At 35.3% G+C, this 15,539-nt stretch carries 14 protein-coding genes; 6 read left to right on the top strand and 8 right to left on the bottom strand.

Annotated elements, in window-relative coordinates:
• From FLY87_RS07325 to FLY87_RS07290, 8 genes are all read right to left on the bottom strand, one after another.
• A partial coding sequence (locus FLY87_RS07325; RefSeq protein ID WP_255446983.1) for a methyl-accepting chemotaxis protein occupies nt 1-781 on the bottom strand: 781 nt, incomplete at its 3' end.
• A gap of 45 nt (nt 782-826) precedes the next feature.
• Nucleotides 827-2,950, bottom strand: coding sequence for an L-lactate dehydrogenase (quinone) large subunit LdhH (ldhH, locus tag FLY87_RS07320; RefSeq protein WP_012545063.1), 2,124 nt, complete (start codon nt 2,948-2,950; stop codon nt 827-829).
• Between the two features lie 10 nt (nt 2,951-2,960).
• Nucleotides 2,961-3,497 carry a lactate utilization protein gene (locus FLY87_RS07315; RefSeq protein WP_141266722.1) on the bottom strand — a complete coding sequence of 179 codons (537 nt, stop codon included), beginning with the start codon at nt 3,495-3,497 and terminating at the stop codon, nt 2,961-2,963.
• Nucleotides 3,490-4,797 (bottom strand): (Fe-S)-binding protein, encoded by a 1,308-nt coding sequence (locus tag FLY87_RS07310; protein WP_255446985.1) that lies wholly within the window; start codon nt 4,795-4,797, stop codon nt 3,490-3,492. Before FLY87_RS07310 ends, FLY87_RS07315 begins: the two co-directional genes overlap by 8 nt.
• Nucleotides 4,798-4,807: 10 nt before the next feature.
• Nucleotides 4,808-6,199: an FAD-binding oxidoreductase gene (locus tag FLY87_RS07305; protein WP_141266718.1), complete on the bottom strand. Its 1,392-nt coding sequence runs from the start codon at nt 6,197-6,199 to the stop codon at nt 4,808-4,810.
• Entirely contained in the window at nt 6,196-7,962 is a 1,767-nt protein-coding gene (locus FLY87_RS07300; protein WP_028842618.1) for an L-lactate permease, read from the bottom strand. The genes FLY87_RS07305 and FLY87_RS07300 overlap by 4 nt, the downstream gene beginning before the upstream one ends.
• Nucleotides 7,963-8,058: 96 nt before the next feature.
• On the bottom strand, nt 8,059-8,958 hold the full coding sequence (argF, locus tag FLY87_RS07295; protein ID WP_141266716.1) for an ornithine carbamoyltransferase: 900 nt from the start codon (nt 8,956-8,958) through the stop codon (nt 8,059-8,061).
• Nucleotides 8,955-10,160, bottom strand: coding sequence for an acetylornithine transaminase (locus FLY87_RS07290; protein WP_012546465.1), 1,206 nt, complete (start codon nt 10,158-10,160; stop codon nt 8,955-8,957). Before FLY87_RS07290 ends, argF begins: the two co-directional genes overlap by 4 nt.
• 156 nt (nt 10,161-10,316) lie before the next feature.
• Between FLY87_RS07290 and FLY87_RS07285 the strand changes: the two genes are divergently transcribed.
• The 6 genes from FLY87_RS07285 to pilB are packed head-to-tail and all read left to right on the top strand — an operon-like array spanning nt 10,317 to nt 15,538.
• Complete coding sequence (locus FLY87_RS07285; RefSeq protein ID WP_307722232.1) at nt 10,317-10,877, top strand: 5-formyltetrahydrofolate cyclo-ligase; 561 nt, start codon at nt 10,317-10,319, stop codon at nt 10,875-10,877.
• On the top strand, nt 10,870-11,436 hold the full coding sequence (gene folE / locus FLY87_RS07280) for a GTP cyclohydrolase I FolE (RefSeq protein WP_012545785.1): 567 nt from the start codon (nt 10,870-10,872) through the stop codon (nt 11,434-11,436). The genes FLY87_RS07285 and folE overlap by 8 nt, the downstream gene beginning before the upstream one ends.
• Nucleotides 11,437-12,297 carry a bifunctional methylenetetrahydrofolate dehydrogenase/methenyltetrahydrofolate cyclohydrolase FolD gene (folD, locus tag FLY87_RS07275; RefSeq protein ID WP_012545120.1) on the top strand — a complete coding sequence of 287 codons (861 nt, stop codon included), beginning with the start codon at nt 11,437-11,439 and terminating at the stop codon, nt 12,295-12,297.
• Nucleotides 12,294-12,941, top strand: coding sequence for a methylenetetrahydrofolate reductase C-terminal domain-containing protein (locus FLY87_RS07270; RefSeq protein WP_012546331.1), 648 nt, complete (start codon nt 12,294-12,296; stop codon nt 12,939-12,941). Before folD ends, FLY87_RS07270 begins: the two co-directional genes overlap by 4 nt.
• 2 nt (nt 12,942-12,943) lie before the next feature.
• Nucleotides 12,944-13,831, top strand: a complete 888-nt coding sequence (locus FLY87_RS07265) for a methylenetetrahydrofolate reductase (RefSeq protein ID WP_012545211.1) — start codon at nt 12,944-12,946, stop codon at nt 13,829-13,831.
• Nucleotides 13,832-15,538: a type IV-A pilus assembly ATPase PilB gene (gene pilB, locus FLY87_RS07260; RefSeq protein ID WP_012546013.1), complete on the top strand. Its 1,707-nt coding sequence runs from the start codon at nt 13,832-13,834 to the stop codon at nt 15,536-15,538. It begins immediately after the preceding gene.
• Nucleotide 15,539 lies beyond the last annotated feature (1 nt).

Genomic DNA, 15,539 nt, shown 5'->3' with positions numbered 1-15,539 from the left:
GAGCTGCCTCTATTGCTGCATTCAATGCAAGTAGATTTGTCTGGTCTGCTATGTCTTTGATCACTGTGACTATCTCTCCTATCTGACGAGAACGGTCTCCTAATACATTGATTACTTCTGAAAGTTTACCTATTGCTCCCTCAATTACTTTTATCTCTTGTGCTGTGTTCATTGTCATGTCTTTGCCTTCTTTTGCAACACTGGCTGTTGTTACACTTACTTCTGCTATGTTTGATGCATTCTTTGCTATGTCTACTACTGTCTGGCTCATTTCTTCTGCTGCAGAGGCTATCTGGCTTGCTCTTTCTGTCTGGGATTTGAGGTTTCTTGATATTTCTTCTGTTGTTGCTGAAAGTTCTTCAGAGGAGGAGGCAAGAGAGTCAGATATGAGTTTTGAGTCAGCAAAAAATTTTCTTCGTTTTAAAATAATTTCATGTAAAGTTTGGGATGCCTCACCAAGTTCGTCTTTAGTATATACATTAATGTCTACTGTGAAATCTCCTTTATTCAGGGTATTAAGCACTGACTTAAGTTCTTTTGCTGATTTTCTTATAGATTTTGAAATAGATAAGGCTATCGGAAATCCTGTTAATATTCCAAAGAAAGCAATAGAAGTAGTTATAATGGAGATTGTTCGGATTGTTTGAAAAGTGTCAGAATCTTTGAATGACTGAATTTGAATAAGAAGTAATACCATCAAAATTATAATAAATACAAGAGGAAAAATGAACATTCCAAATCCTATGCTAAGTTTTTTACCAATGCTAAGATTTGTGAACATATATCCCCCTCCGTCGTCTATATATGTATAATTTGTATTTTAATTTTATTTTTTAAGCCTCTCTGCAAGAACTTGAAGGGAATGTTTTACTTCAATTGGGAGTCCTTCCTTGTCAACTCCACCTCTAATCTGCATTACACACCCGGGACAGTCTGTGCATACAAGTTTTGTTTCAGTTTTTATGATATTATCAAGCTTTCTTCTAAGTATATTTCCTGAAATCTCTGGGAATTTCAGGGAGTAAGAGCCGCCCATACCACAGCATGTATCTGATTCAAACATCTCAATAAGTTTCATTCCTGAAGATTCAAGACTTTCTCTTGGCTCTTTATAGATACCAAGACTTCTTATAAGATGGCAAGGATCATGATAAGTAAATGCAGTTTCAGGAAGTTTATCAAACTTAATTTTATCTTCCTTTATTAGTTTATTGATTAATTCTGAAGCATCCAATACTTTTTCTGCCAGTCTTTGAGCTGAGTTTATTAAGTCCTCTCCATAGTTTTGTTCTTTTAAATCTTTAACAAACTGTTTTTTAAGAGCTACGGTGCATGTTGGACATGCTGAGACAATATAGTCTGCATCAACGCTAAGAAGTGCTTCAATATTTTGCTTAGAGTTATTAGCTGCTACATCCATTACTCCTGAGTATCTTGCAGGTGCGCCACAGCATGTTTGCTCTTCAGGGAAAAGCACTTCTATGTTTGCAGCATTAAGTAGTTTAACAAGAGCTTCACCTATTTCAGGATAAGCAAAATCAATAAGACAGCCTGCAAAAAAGACAGCTTTTTTGTTAGATTTAGGTTGTTTAATTTTTTTAAATCTGTCCCTGAATGGAACATCTGCAATCGCTGGGAGGCTGCGTTCAGTTGTTAATTCTGAAAGGAAGAAGGGCAGATGCCTTATAAAGCCTTGTTTTTCAAAAGGCTTTTGAAGTTTTGAAGCAGCTCTCAGAATTGAATGAAAAAGTTTTCTGTTGTTTACTACAGAGTATATTGCTTTAGTTTTAAAATTAAGTCCTTCTTCTTTGGCTAATCTTTTTCTTATCTCTAATATTAATTCAGGAATATCTATTTTACCTGGACATACTCTGACACAGTTTCCGCATTGAATACAGAGTCCTTGAATATCCTTTGAAGCTTTAAGCCCCTCTGTCCATGCTGTAAGAATAGTTCCGATTCCTCCAGTATAAACTTTACCAAAAACATGTCCACCAATGAGTCTGAATACAGGACATACATTCAAACATGAAGCACAGCGGATGCATTGCAGGCTTTGTTTAAAAATCGGGTCTTTTGCTATTACACTGCGGTTATTGTCAAATAATATTATATGAAATTCTTTTTGAGAACCATCTATATGCCTGTAGGGTTTCGTTACAAAAGATATATAACTTGTTATAAGTTGGGCTGTTGCGCTTCTTGGAAGAGCTTTTATAATTGGGAATATATCTTCCATCTTAGCAACAAGTTTTTCAACTCCAACAACAGCAACATGAATTTTGGGTAATGCCATTGTTAATCTGGCATTTCCTTCATTTGTAAATATAACAAGTGTTCCAGTTTCTGCAATAGCTATATTTGCTCCTGTAATACCCATATCTGCTGCAAGAAACTTTCTTCTTAAATGTTTTCTTGCAAACTTAACCATTCTGGCAATGTCTGGTTCAACAGGTTCAACTTTTTTCGTAAAAACATCTGAGACATCATATCTTGTTAAATGTATTGCTGGTAGCACCATATGTGAAGGCCTTTGCCCAGCGAGCTGAATTATCCATTCTCCAAGGTCTGTTTCATTAACTTCAATGCCGTGTTCCTTGAGATATTTATTTAAATGAATTTCTTCTGTTGCCATTGATTTAGATTTAACAATGCTTTTTACATTATTTTTCTTTGCAAGTTCAATAATGTAGTTTCTTACCTCATCAGGACTTTTTGTATAAAAAACCTTTGCTCCATTTTCTGTTGCTGAATTAATAAAAGTTTGAATAAGTTCATCAAGGTGCTCAGCTACATAGGATTTAATTGATGCAATCTTTTCTCTTAATTCTTCAAAATTAAGTCCTTCATAGGCTTTCTGCCTGCTTACAGCATAGGCTTCCGAAAATCTTGTTAATGCTCCAGAAAGATTGGCATTCTGTAAAGCTTTTTTAATTTCTTCTCTAATCATCTATAGCCTCCTAAAAATTATCCACACAAAGAATAATAACCCTTTCTGGTCCGTGAACTCCGATTGTAAGAACTCTTTCTATATCAGCTGTTCGGCTTGGTCCACTTATTATTGTCATATATGGAATCTTTTTTATATCTACCTGTTTCATTACTGATTCTATATCAGGTAAAATTTTTTTCATGGGAAGAATTGCTATATGAATTTCTGGTAAAATGGAACAGAGTCTTTTAAAAATTATTTCAGCTATTTCAACAAGACTTCCAGTTTCGGCAATGCCGAAATCAACTTGATTTATACCTATTTTGGCTGAAGAGGCAGAATTAAGGTCTATATTAAACTCAATCTGGGGCAACTCTTTTTGCAGTGCGTCTTTATCTATTCCTTCAAGAAAGATTGAATCACACCATACAACCTCTTTAGAAATAGCTTTGGAAGTATTTTGTTTAATAAAATCCTTTATAAATTCAAGTGCCTCTGCTTTACTGTTAAAAAAGTGTACTTCTGCATTTATTGCTTCTGCCTTTTGTTTAAATTTTTCAAACATTTTCTTTCTCCTCAGCTTTATAAGATTGTGCCAATAAACTTACAGTATGTGTAACATTACATTGTCCGTCAAATCTGTGCATGCTTTCAAAAATCTCCATCATGCAGGCGGGACAGCCTGTGCAAACAGTATCTGCTCCTGTTGCTTTTATGTCTTCAGCCTTTGCCTTTGCTATTTTAATAGAGGTATCTGCATGAGTTAGGTGATAGCTTCCACCACTACCACAGCAGGCATCGGGTTTTTTCATTTCTATGAGAGTAAGTCCAGGAATCATTTTAAGAAGTTGTCTTGGCTCATTAAATACCTTCATGGATTTTTTAAGATGACAGGAATCATGATATGTAACCTTAAGCTCAACTTTTCCCTTTGGTGGCTCAAGATTAATAACTTTTAAAAGAAATGTGGATATATCATAAACTCTTTCAGCCCATTTTTTTGCCTTTTCTACATGCTCTGTTCCCTCAAGAATTAGGGGATATTCATGTTTTAAGGCGCTTCCACAGGAACCACAAACAGTGACTATGTATTGAGCATTGGTTTGTTCAAAGATATCAATGTTTTTTCTTGCAAGTTCTCTTGCTGTATCAATATCTCCATGAACCATTACAGGCATTCCACAGCAGTTCTGTTTTTTAGGAGTTATAACTGAGATATTATTTTTATTTAATACATAGAGTAAGTCATCGCCAACTTCTGGATATAGATAATTGACAGAACAACCTGTAAAGAATATTACAGTAGCTTGAGAAGATTTAGCCTCTACAGTCTCATTTACTCTATCTCTAAAGCTTTCCCGAGAAAGTTCCGGCAGAATAAATTGTTCATCAAATCTTGGACTTATTCCTTTGAGAAATCTTTTTGGTGTTCTTTTTTTCTCTCCTTCTTCCCTAAGAAATAGTCCTTGCATTGTTGCGAAGGCTTTCATCCCCTTGTCAAAAAGTTCTGGATTCTTTAGAAGTCCGAAGAGGGCTTTTTTAACAAATGGAATGCCCTTTTTCTTTGCTATTGCAGCTCTCAGTCCAAGAATAATTCTATCATAGCGAACTCCGGAAGGGCATGCGAGCATACAGGATTTACAGACAAGACAGTTAAAAATAAGTTTTACAAGAGTTTCATCATCTATATTAATTTCATCAGATAAAACAGCTTCTCCCAAAGCAATTTTACCTCTTGCAACAGAGGATTCCTTTTTTTCTACATTGTAGATAGGGCATGCAGACATGCAGTTTCCGCATTTCATGCATCTAATTAATTCCTTTTTTAAAGTTTCCACATCATCAAATACTGTTTTTGAAATCACTGTTGCCAACTTAATCCTCCATAGGAACAAGTTTGCCAGGGTTTAAAATATTGTCAGGGTCAAGAGCCTGCTTTATCCTTCTCATTGTTTCCACTCCTGCACGTCCGATTTCATTTTTCAGATATTTTAACTTTGCCACACCTATGCCATGCTCTCCTGAAAGAGTTCCTCCTAAGGAAAGAGCTGAATCAAATATTTCATCTACTGCTTTATGAACTTTTTCCATTTCTTCTTTATCCATTGGATCAATTAACAGGGTTGGATGAAGATTACCATCTCCTGCATGTCCAAATGTTCCAATCATGAGATTATATTTTTTAGCTATGTTTTGGATGGCAATCAGCATATCAACAATCTTTGTTCTTGGCACTGTTGCATCTTCAAGAACTGTAGCAGGCTTTACCTGAGCAAGTGCTGGAAGAGCAGCTCTTCTTGCTGCCCATAGAGAGTCTCTTTCAGCATCAGTCTCAGCGATTTTATATTTACCATTGTTTTGTTTTATAATCTCAACACATTTTTCTGCTTCCCACTCAACAGAGTCTTTTCCCATTCCATCAACTTCTATGAGTAAAAGTGCCTCCACATCAGTAGGAAGTCCTACTTTTGCATAGTTTTCAACCGTTTGAATAGTGACTTTATCCATTATTTCAAGGGTTGCAGGTATGACATGATTACGAACAATATCTGTAACAGTTTTACCAGCATCTTCAAGTTTATCAAAGAAGGCAATCATTGCTTTACGATGTTTGGGAGCAGGTATAAGCTTACAGATTATCTCAGTTATTATTCCGAGAGTTCCTTCTGAACCAACAAAAAGATGAGTAAAATCATAGGCAGTGACATTTTTAACTGTTTTGCCACCAAAACGGAAAACTTCTCCTGTAGGCATAACAACTTCCATTCCCATTATATAATGTTTCGTAACTCCGTATTTTAAGCCTCTTAGCCCACCTGAGTTTTCAGCAACAGAACCACCAACAGTTGCTGTTGCCATAGAACCAGGATCAGGTGGGTATATTAGTCCGTATTTTGCAACTGCTGCATTTAAGTCAGCAATAACCACACCTGGCTGCACGGTTGCTGTGAGATTGTCTGGGTCTATCTCAACTATTTTATTCATTTTTTGAAAGGAAACAACAACACCTTTGCTTAAGGGTACAGGACCGCCACTCAAGCATGTTCCAGCTCCTCTTGGATATATCGGAGTTTTTGTCTGTCTCGCAAGAAAAATTAGCTCCTGAATTTGCTTTGTATTTTCAGGGAAAACAACCACCCCGGGAATCTCACGGGGAATCCCGGGGGTGGCATCATAGCTGTATGTGATTAACTCAGCCCTGTCAGTAAGAACATTTTCTGTGCCGAAAATATTCCTACATTTATTTATGAAGTTACCATCAATCATTTTACAGCTCCCTTACCAATTATTCTGGATAGGATTACTATGAATAGAGAAATTGCAAATGTGGCAATAAGATAGTTGATTCCTTCCTGAATATTAACAGGAGCAGCTGCTTTTGTCGCTTGTACAGCAGCTTGAACAACCTGTTCCCATTGAGGAATCATCCATGTAAATACATAAGCCTGAAGCATTGCAAGTACTCCCATTATAAATGTAAGGATAATAGAATGTTTAAGGGTGAATCTGAAGATATCTCCTTCATGTCCTACATATCCAGTAGCTGCTGTTGCAACAGCGATTGACTGAGGAGAAATCATTTTTCCAAAAACACCACCAGAAGAGTTTGTTGCCACTGTAAGCACAGGGTCTATTCCAATTTGACGGGCTGTAACTTCCTGAAGCTTTCCAAAAAGTGCATTAGAAGATGTATCTGAACCAGTCATGAAAACTCCGAGCCAACCGAGGAATGCTGCAAAGAATGGAAAGATAATTCCGGTGGATGCGAAAGCATATCCAAGAGTAATTGCCATACCAGAGAAGTTGTAAAGATAAGCAAATCCAAGAATTGTTCCAATTGTTACTATAGGCCATTTAAGTTGATTAAGTGTTTTTCCTGCGACTCTTAAAGCAGTTCCAATTGATGCTCCCATGACAGGGATTGAAAGAATACCTGCAAAAAGAATTGCTGTTCCTGCTGCTGAAAGGATATTAAAGGCATATACTGCGGCTTTTGGTTTACCAAGATGATCTATAACTGCTTTATCAAGTCCTGCAATTGGGAATTTCAATGTAGCAATTTGATCAAGTGCAGCTTTTACTGGCTTTACTCCCCATGCAGCAACAAAAATTGAAAGAAGAATAAAAGGTGCCCATGCTCTAAATACCTGTCCTGCAGTAAACTCAAGCTTTGCTCTTCCTACAGCAGCTGCTTCATGTTCAAATGTCCATGATTCCTTAGGATGCCATATTTTAGCAAATATTACTGTTGCAATTATTGAAACAATAGCTGACAGAATGTCTGGCAAATAAGGACCAATGTAGTTGGATACTAAAAACTGAGTTAATGCAAAGGAACCTCCACTTACAAGAAGTATAGGCCAGATTTCAACAGCTTTTTTCCATCCAGCCATTACAACAGCCATATAAAAAGGAACAATTATACTGAAGAAAGGAAGTTGTCTACCAACCATCTTACTTATTGCCATCATATCCACTCCAGAGACTCCTGCAGCAACAACTATTGGAATTCCGATTGCACCAAAGGCAACAGGCGCTGTGTTTGCAATAAGACAGATACCTGCAGCATAAATTGGATTGAAACCTAATCCTGCAAGCATTGCTGCTGAAATTGCAACAGGAGTGCCGAATCCTGCTGCACCTTCAAGAAATGCACCAAAAGAATAAGCAATAATTACTGCTTGAACTCTTCTGTCATCAGAGATTGCAGCAAGAGAGTTTTTAATAATTTCAAACTGTTTTGTTTCAACAGACAGGTTGTAAATATAAACAGCAGTTACAACTATCCAGCAGACAGGCCATAGACCAAAAAGAAATCCATTAAAAATTGAAAGAACTGAAAGATTAACAGGCATTCCATAGGCAATAATAGAAATAAGAACAGCAATCGCAACCGCAGAAATTGCTGCCCAGTGCCCTTTCATTCTTTTATAGGCGAGTGCCCAGAAAAGATAAAGAATAGGCACTGCCGCAACTAAGGCACTTAAGGCAAGACTACCCAACGGATTAATATCCATTGTCCAAGGCATAGCTTTAACCTCCTTTTTATAAAATTTTTAATAAATTATGCATGATTTAAAGGAAGTTGTAAATCAGAATATTCTTACATTATTGTAGGAATATTCCTACAAATTCAGCAAAAACTCAAGAATTGCTTTTTCTGTATGGAGTCTATTTTCTGCCTGGTCTAATACCACGCTTTGAGGTCCGTCAAGCACTTCATCAGTGATTTCCTCCCCTCTGTGGGCAGGCAGACAGTGCATGACTATAGCATCTTTTTTTGCTTTTTTTAATAAAATTGAATTTATCTGAAAGTTTTTGAATTTTTCTTTTTTCTCAGTATGTTGTTCCTCTCCCATGCTGAGCCAGACATCTGTGTATATAACATCAGCATCCAATGCTGCTTCATAGGGATCATTAAAAAGATTTATTTCCGTCATATTTTTTGCTTTTTCTACTGATTCTTCAAGAGGTTCAAATCCCTGAGGAGTAGCTATATTGATTTTAGCTCCTGTTAAGGCAGAGGCTTCAATAAGAGAGTTTGCTACATTATTGCCATCTCCGATATAGGCAATTTTAATTCCTTCAAGATAGCCCTTTTTCTCAAAGATAGTCATCATGTCTGCCATAGCCTGACAAGGATGATGGCTATCAGTGAGAGCATTTATAACAGGAACATCTGACCATTTTGCAAATTCTTCAATTATACTATGAGAAAAGGTTCTTATTACAACAGCATTTAAGTAGCGTGACAGAACCTGAGCAGTGTCTTTTACTGTTTCTCCCCTTGAAAGTTGTAATTCTCTTTGGCTTAAATAAACAGGATGTCCACCAAGCTGATAAATAGCCACTTCAAAGGAAACTCTTGTTCTTGTTGAAGGTTTTTCAAAAATCATACCTACACATTTGCCAACGAGAGGATATTTTAAATAATCTTTATTTGACTTAAGTTCTATAGCTCTTTTTATTAGGAAAAGGAATTCCTGTTTATCAAAATCAAATACTCTCAGGTAATCTCTTTTCAAACTGATACCTCCTTCAGAGCTTTATCAACTATTGATATTGCTTCATCTATGTTTTCTTTTTCAATAATTAAAGGAGGTGTGAATCTAATCACAGAACCATCTCCTGCTGTGCCGATAAGCAGTCCCTTTTCCATACATTTTTTAACTATTTCTGTTGCACTAAATGTTAGTTCTACTCCTATGAGAAGTCCCATTCCTCTTATTTCTTTTATTTTTTCAGGATATTTATCTTTTATTGAATTTAGTTTCTTCATAAAATATTTGGACATTCTCTGACAATAGTCAAGTAAATAGCCATCTTCAAGCACTGTTTCAAGTGTTGCTACAGCAGATGCACAGGCAACAGGATTTCCACCAAAGGTTGAGGCATGGGTTTTTGAAGTAAATGCGCTGGCAATTTCTTCCTTTGTAAGTATGGCTCCGATTGGAATTCCACCACCAAGTCCTTTTGCAAGAGTCATAATGTCCGGTTCAATCCCAAAATGTTCATAAGCAAAGAGTTTTCCTGTTCTGCCTATGCCTGTTTGAACTTCATCAAGAATTAGAAGAATACCCTTTTTGTCGCAGATTTCTCTTACCTTGGGTAGATAGTTTTTATCAGGAACATTTATGCCTCCCTCTGCTTGAATAGGTTCAAGAATAACTGCACAGGTTTTTTCAGTTATAGCATTAGCAATAGCATCGGGATCATTAAATGGAACAAATTTTATTCCCTTTAAAAGAGGCTCAAAGCCGTGATGATACTTTTCCTGCCCAGTTACACTAAGGCTTCCGAATGTTCTGCCATGAAAGGAATTATAGGCAGAAATAAACTCATATCGCTCTTTACCATATTTGTTTTTCATATATATTCTTGCAAGTTTTAGTGCGCCTTCGTTTGCTTCTGTCCCTGAATTGCAGAAAAATACTCTATCTGCAAAGGAATTTTTTATCAATATTTGTGCAAGAGCAAGTTGGGGCTCAGTATAGTAAAGGTTTGATACGTGAATGAGTCTTTGCACCTGTTTCTGGACTGCCATTACTACTTTTCTTGGGCAGTGTCCAAGAACATTAACTGCAATTCCTGCAAGAAAATCAAGATATTCCTTGCCATTTATATCCCATACCTTTACGCCACGTCCTTTTCTCAACACCAATGGGTATCTTGAGTAAGTAGGAATAAAGAGTTTTTCTGAAAGTTTTATTATTTCCTTTTCTTCCATAAAGCTTTATAATACCATAAATATTTAAGTTAATGGTATAATTTGAAATGTTGATTTTTATGCTGGTAGTCCTTTAGAAATAATTGAAAAGTAGATGTAATTTACTGCTTTTTATAAATTACAAGTTTTTGAACAGTCTCAGACTACATAAGAAAAATGTTTTTTATGAATAAAAAAAATATAAGGGAGAAAATGCTTCAAATAAGAAACAATATAAAAAAAGAAGTAAAAAATCAGAAGGATGAAAAGATAACTGAGACTTTTATTAGTTTGCTTTTAAAAAACAATATTAAATCAGTTCTGCTTTATGCATCTTTTGGAAGTGAGGTAGATACTTGGAGAATTTTCCAGTTTTGTCTTGAAAATTCAATAAAAACAGCCTTTCCAAAGGTAATGGGTACTCAGTTAGAGCTTTATTGGGTGAAAGATAAGGAAGATCTTTTTCCTGGATATAAATCTATTTTTGAACCAAAAAATGGAGTAAAAGCTTTCATTGAGGAAATAGATGTTATAGCTGTTCCAGGCATTGCTTTTGACTATAAATGTTTCAGAATTGGCTATGGAGGCGGTTATTACGATAGAGTTCTTGAAAATAAAAAAGGCGTAGCTGTAGGATTAGCTTATGAAGAGCAAATAATAGATGAAATTCCTATAGAGCCTCATGATAAAAGGCTTGATTTAATAATTACTGATGAAAGGATGATAAGCTGTGTTTGACAGAAAAAAGATTGAGGAAGGAGTAAGATTAATTTTAGAGGGTATAGGAGAGGATGTTGAAAGACCTGGAATTAAAGATACGCCTATTCGTATTGCCAGAATGTTTGAAGAGATTTTTAGAGGATTACTCCCACCAGACGAGGATTTACTAAAAAGCATTGAAGGAGAAACCCATGATGAAATGGTTTTAATAAAAGATATTCCCTTTTATTCTGTTTGTGAACATCATCTTTTGCCATTCTTCGGGAATGCTCATATTGCCTATATTCCTGACGGAAGAATTGTAGGGCTAAGTGAGCTTCCTAAGGCTCTTGATTATCTTTCCAAAAGACCTCAGGTTCAGGAAAGATTGACAAGCCAATTGGCTAATTTGTTAATGGAAAAGTTAAAGCCTAAGGGATGTATGGTTGTTATTGAAGCAGAACACCTGTGTATGAGTATGAGAGGCATAAAAAAACCGGACGCTAAAACAATTACTTCAGCTGTTAGAGGCATATTCAGAAAAAGTCAGACAACAAGACAGGAAGCACTGGAACTAATTAATAGAAGGGATAAATAAATGAGTGCAGAAATTCTTGATGGTAAAAGCCTTGCTTTAAAAATTAAGGAAGAATTAAAAAAAGAAGTTCAGGATTTAAAAAATCAAGGAATTAATCCATGTCTGGCTGTTGTGCTTGTTGGTGAAAATAAATCCAGTCAAAAATATGTATCCTTTAAAGAAAAAACCTGTAAGGAATTAGATATTCAGAGTTTGGTTTTCAAACTTCCTGAAAATACAGAAGAAACGAGTTTAATAAAACTCATTGATGAATTAAATGAAAATTCTCAGGTTAATGGTATTCTTATACAGCTTCCTCTACCCAAACATTTAAATCAAAATAAGGTTTTAGAAAGGATAAATCCTTTCAAAGATGTTGATGGTTTTACTCCATTTTGTCTTGGAAGACTCCTAATTGATAGTCCATTGTTTATACCTTGTACTCCAAAAGGTATTATTCGTATGCTTGATGAGTATAAAATCAACTTAGAAGGTAAACAAGCGGTTGTTATAGGAAGGAGTATTATTGTTGGCAAACCTCTTTCTTTACTGCTTTTGAAAAGAAATGCTACTGTGACAATGTGTCATAGCAAAACCATTAATCTTCAAGATATAACAAAAAAAGCTGATATTTTATGTGTTGCCATAGGAAGAGAAAAATTTATTACCTCTAATATGATAAAAAAAGGTGCAGTTGTTATAGACATCGGAATAAACGTTACAGCTTCAGGTAAAGTTGTTGGAGATGTTAATTTTGATGATGTGAAAGAAAAAGCTTCTTACATAACACCTGTTCCAGGAGGAGTTGGACCAATGACAATAGCTATGTTAATGGAAAATGCTATTTATGCAGCCAAGCTTCAGAAGAGAGTAGTTAAATGATTATAACTAAAAAGAAAGACTTAAAAGAGATTGAAAATTTTGTTGAAAATTTTAACAGCTTTTTTCTTATTGGGTGTTCTGAATGTGCTACTTTATGTGGCACAGGAGATGAAGATGCTATATTGAATTTGAAAGAATGGCTTGAAAGTCAGAGTAAAAAAGTAACCGGATGGATGATTGCAAAAACAGGTTGCCAGATACTGGGGACAAGAAGAGAGCTCGTTGAATACAAAGAAGCCTTAAATGAAGCTCAATGTATTATGGTTCTTTCATGTGGTGCAGGAACTCAAACTATTACAGAATTTTTCAAGGAAAAGCCTGTTATCCCCCTAAATGACACTCTTTTTATCGGCAATATGCGTCGCTTTAGAGAGTTTGAAGAAAAATGTCGTGCCTGTGGCGAATGTTTTCTTGCGATTACAGGTGTTTGTATTGTAACTCTATGTCCAAAATCAATGCTTAATGGTCCATGCGGTGGATATAAAGAAGGTAAATGTGAAGTTAATCCCTTAAGAAAATGTGCATGGATAGTTGCCTATGAAATACTGGAAAAAAGAGGATTTGTTGAAAAATTCTATGAAGAGATTTTAGGACCTAAGGATTGGTCCAAGTCTAATTCACCAAGAGAATTTAAGGAGAAATAAAGTTGAGCAATCTTAGAAAGAGATTAATGAGTGGAGATTTTGTAATTACTGTAGAGATTACTCCACCAAAAGGACCTGATATAACGGGAATGGTAAAAAAGTTGGAAGAACTAAAAACAATGGTTGATGCGGTAAATTTCACTGACAATCCTTCAGCAAGAATGCGTTTATGTTCTCTGGCAGCCTGTAAGCTTTCAATGGATATAGGTTTTGAACCTGTGCTTCAGATGGCTTGTAGGGACAGAAATAGACTTGCAATACAATCAGACCTTTTAGGCGCTCATGCTCTTGGTATAAGAAATCTTTTAGTTATGACAGGAGACCATCCTGTATGGGGAGACCATAGGGAAGCAAAACCTGTATATGATATAGACTCTTCTATACTTGTTAAATTGGTGGGTAATCTCAACAGTGGATTGGATATAAATGGAAACAAACTGAATGGAAAGACTGAGTTTTTTTGTGGTGCTGTAGTAAATCCTAATGCAGAACCGTTAATGCCCCAACTAAAAAGATTTGAACAGAAACTCAAAATGGGAGCAGAATTTTTTCAAACCCAGATGATATTTGAGATTGAAAAACTTGAAAGATTTATAGATTACTCAAAAAAATTTAATACAAAAGTTATTGCTGGTATAGTTCTTATAAGAACTAAAAAAATGTTACACTATCTTGCCAGCAAAGTGCCTGGTGTTGTTATGCCAAGCTGGTTAATAGACAAGATAGAAAGATTAAATGATGAAGATGTTGAAAAATTTGGAGTTGATTTTGCAGGCTCAATAATTTTAAATTTGATGGAAAGAAAGCTTTGTGATGGTGTTCATATAATGGCATTTTCAAAGGTGGAAGAAGTGAAAAACTTATTGGATTTTCTTAAAATCAGAATGTAAATGGGAATTGTTGGAATAACTTCCTTAGGACAGTATTTAGTCAAAAAAGGAGTGATTACAGAAGGGCAACTCCTTAATGCTTTAAAACTTCAAAAATCTGAAGGGATAAGAATTGGTGCTGCTCTAATAAAATTAGGATATATTACTGAAGATCAACTTGTTTATGCATTGAGTGATATATACGGTTATCCATTAATTAGTTTATCCCAAACAGAGATTGATATAAATGCTTTTAAATTAATCCCAGAAGAGGTTATAAAAAAATATAAAATTGTTCCATTTGCTAAAACAGGCAATACTATAAAAGTAGCGATATGTGAACCCTTAAATACAGTCGTTGACTATATAAAATTTTTATTAACAGGATTTAATCTAAAAATATATCTTACAAAAGACTCTGAAATTCTAAAAGTAATAGATAAGTTTATATCAATTGGAAACAATACTCAAACAACAGAAACCGTTGCAGAGCTTGTAGAGAGCGCTCTTGTTGATGCTGTTCCTTCAGAGTATATTGAGGCAAAAGAAGATAGTGTCAAAGTAGAAGCTCCCATTATAAAGCTGGCTAATAAGATAATTATAGATGCTTTAAAAATGAGAGCAAGTGATATTCACATTGAACCTTATGAAAAAGGAGTTAATGTGAGATATAGAATAGACGGGGTTCTTCACAACAGTTTAAATCTTCCGCTTCAGATAAAAAGTTCTTTAATTACAAGGTTCAAAATAATGGCTCATCTTGACATCTCAGAAAGAAGACTACCGCAGGATGGAAGAATCAAGTTAAAAATTTCTGGTAAAGAGGTTGACTTCAGAGTATCAACTCTTCCCATTATTTATGGAGAAAAAGTTGTTTTAAGAGTTCTTGAAAAAAGTTCTTTGCAACTTGATTTAACAAAATTAGGATTTGAAGAAATCTCATTGAAATTTTTTAGCGAAGCCCTTGCAAAACCTTATGGAATGATACTTGTTACAGGTCCTACAGGTTCTGGGAAAACAACAACCCTTTATTCAGCTTTGATGAAACTAAACAAACCTGGTGTTAATATAATGACTGTTGAAGATCCTGTTGAATACAGCTTTCCGGGAATTAATCAGGTTCAGGTAAAGGAAGATATAGGACTTACTTTTGCTTCTGCTCTAAGAGCATTCCTCAGACAAGACCCTGATATTATAATGGTTGGAGAAATAAGAGATTTTGAAACTGCGGAAATAGCTGTAAAAGCAGCACTTACAGGACACCTTGTTCTGAGCACGCTGCATACAAATGATGCTGCAAGTACAATAACAAGGCTTATAAATATGGGAATAGAACCTTTTTTGATATCTTCTTCTTTAATTCTAATTATAGCTCAAAGACTTGTAAGAAAACTCTGTTCCCATTGCAAAAAAGAAGAAAAATACTCAAAAGAAAATCTTATAAAAATTGGCTTTCCTGAAGACTTGACAGAACAAATTAAAATTTACAGTCCTCAGGGTTGTCCTGAATGTAATAATACAGGATATTCAGGAAGAATTGCTTTATACGAAGTTATGCCTATAAAAGAGGAAATAAAAGAGCTTATCTTAACAGGTGCGCCTGCAACAGAGATAAAAAAAGAAGCAGTAAAACTTGGAATGATAACATTGAGACAGAGTGGAATTAACAAAATTATACAAGGAATTACGTCAGTGGATGAAGTCATGAAAATAACTTTTGAGGACTAAT

Source organism: Thermodesulfovibrio sp. Kuro-1 (assembly GCF_006538445.1).
In the GTDB taxonomy this organism is placed as follows: Bacteria; Nitrospirota; Thermodesulfovibrionia; order Thermodesulfovibrionales; family Thermodesulfovibrionaceae; genus Thermodesulfovibrio; species Thermodesulfovibrio yellowstonii.
This window is presented reverse-complemented; position numbering and strand designations above follow the sequence as displayed.

Excerpts from the sequence above, each read along its gene's own strand:
- ldhH (WP_012545063.1), bottom strand. The coding sequence starts at position 2,950 with ATGATTAGAGAAGAAATTAAAAAAGCTTTACAGAATGCCAATCTTTCT.
- FLY87_RS07315 (WP_141266722.1), bottom strand. The coding sequence starts at position 3,497 with ATGTTTGAAAAATTTAAACAAAAGGCAGAAGCAATAAATGCAGAAGTA.
- FLY87_RS07305 (WP_141266718.1), bottom strand. The coding sequence starts at position 6,199 with ATGATTGATGGTAACTTCATAAATAAATGTAGGAATATTTTCGGCACA.
- FLY87_RS07300 (WP_028842618.1), bottom strand. The coding sequence starts at position 7,962 with ATGCCTTGGACAATGGATATTAATCCGTTGGGTAGTCTTGCCTTAAGT.
- FLY87_RS07290 (WP_012546465.1), bottom strand. The coding sequence starts at position 10,160 with ATGGAAGAAAAGGAAATAATAAAACTTTCAGAAAAACTCTTTATTCCT.
- FLY87_RS07285 (WP_307722232.1), top strand. The coding sequence starts at position 10,317 with ATGTTTTTTATGAATAAAAAAAATATAAGGGAGAAAATGCTTCAAATA.
- folD (WP_012545120.1), top strand. The coding sequence starts at position 11,437 with ATGAGTGCAGAAATTCTTGATGGTAAAAGCCTTGCTTTAAAAATTAAG.
- FLY87_RS07270 (WP_012546331.1), top strand. The coding sequence starts at position 12,294 with ATGATTATAACTAAAAAGAAAGACTTAAAAGAGATTGAAAATTTTGTT.
- pilB (WP_012546013.1), top strand. The coding sequence starts at position 13,832 with ATGGGAATTGTTGGAATAACTTCCTTAGGACAGTATTTAGTCAAAAAA.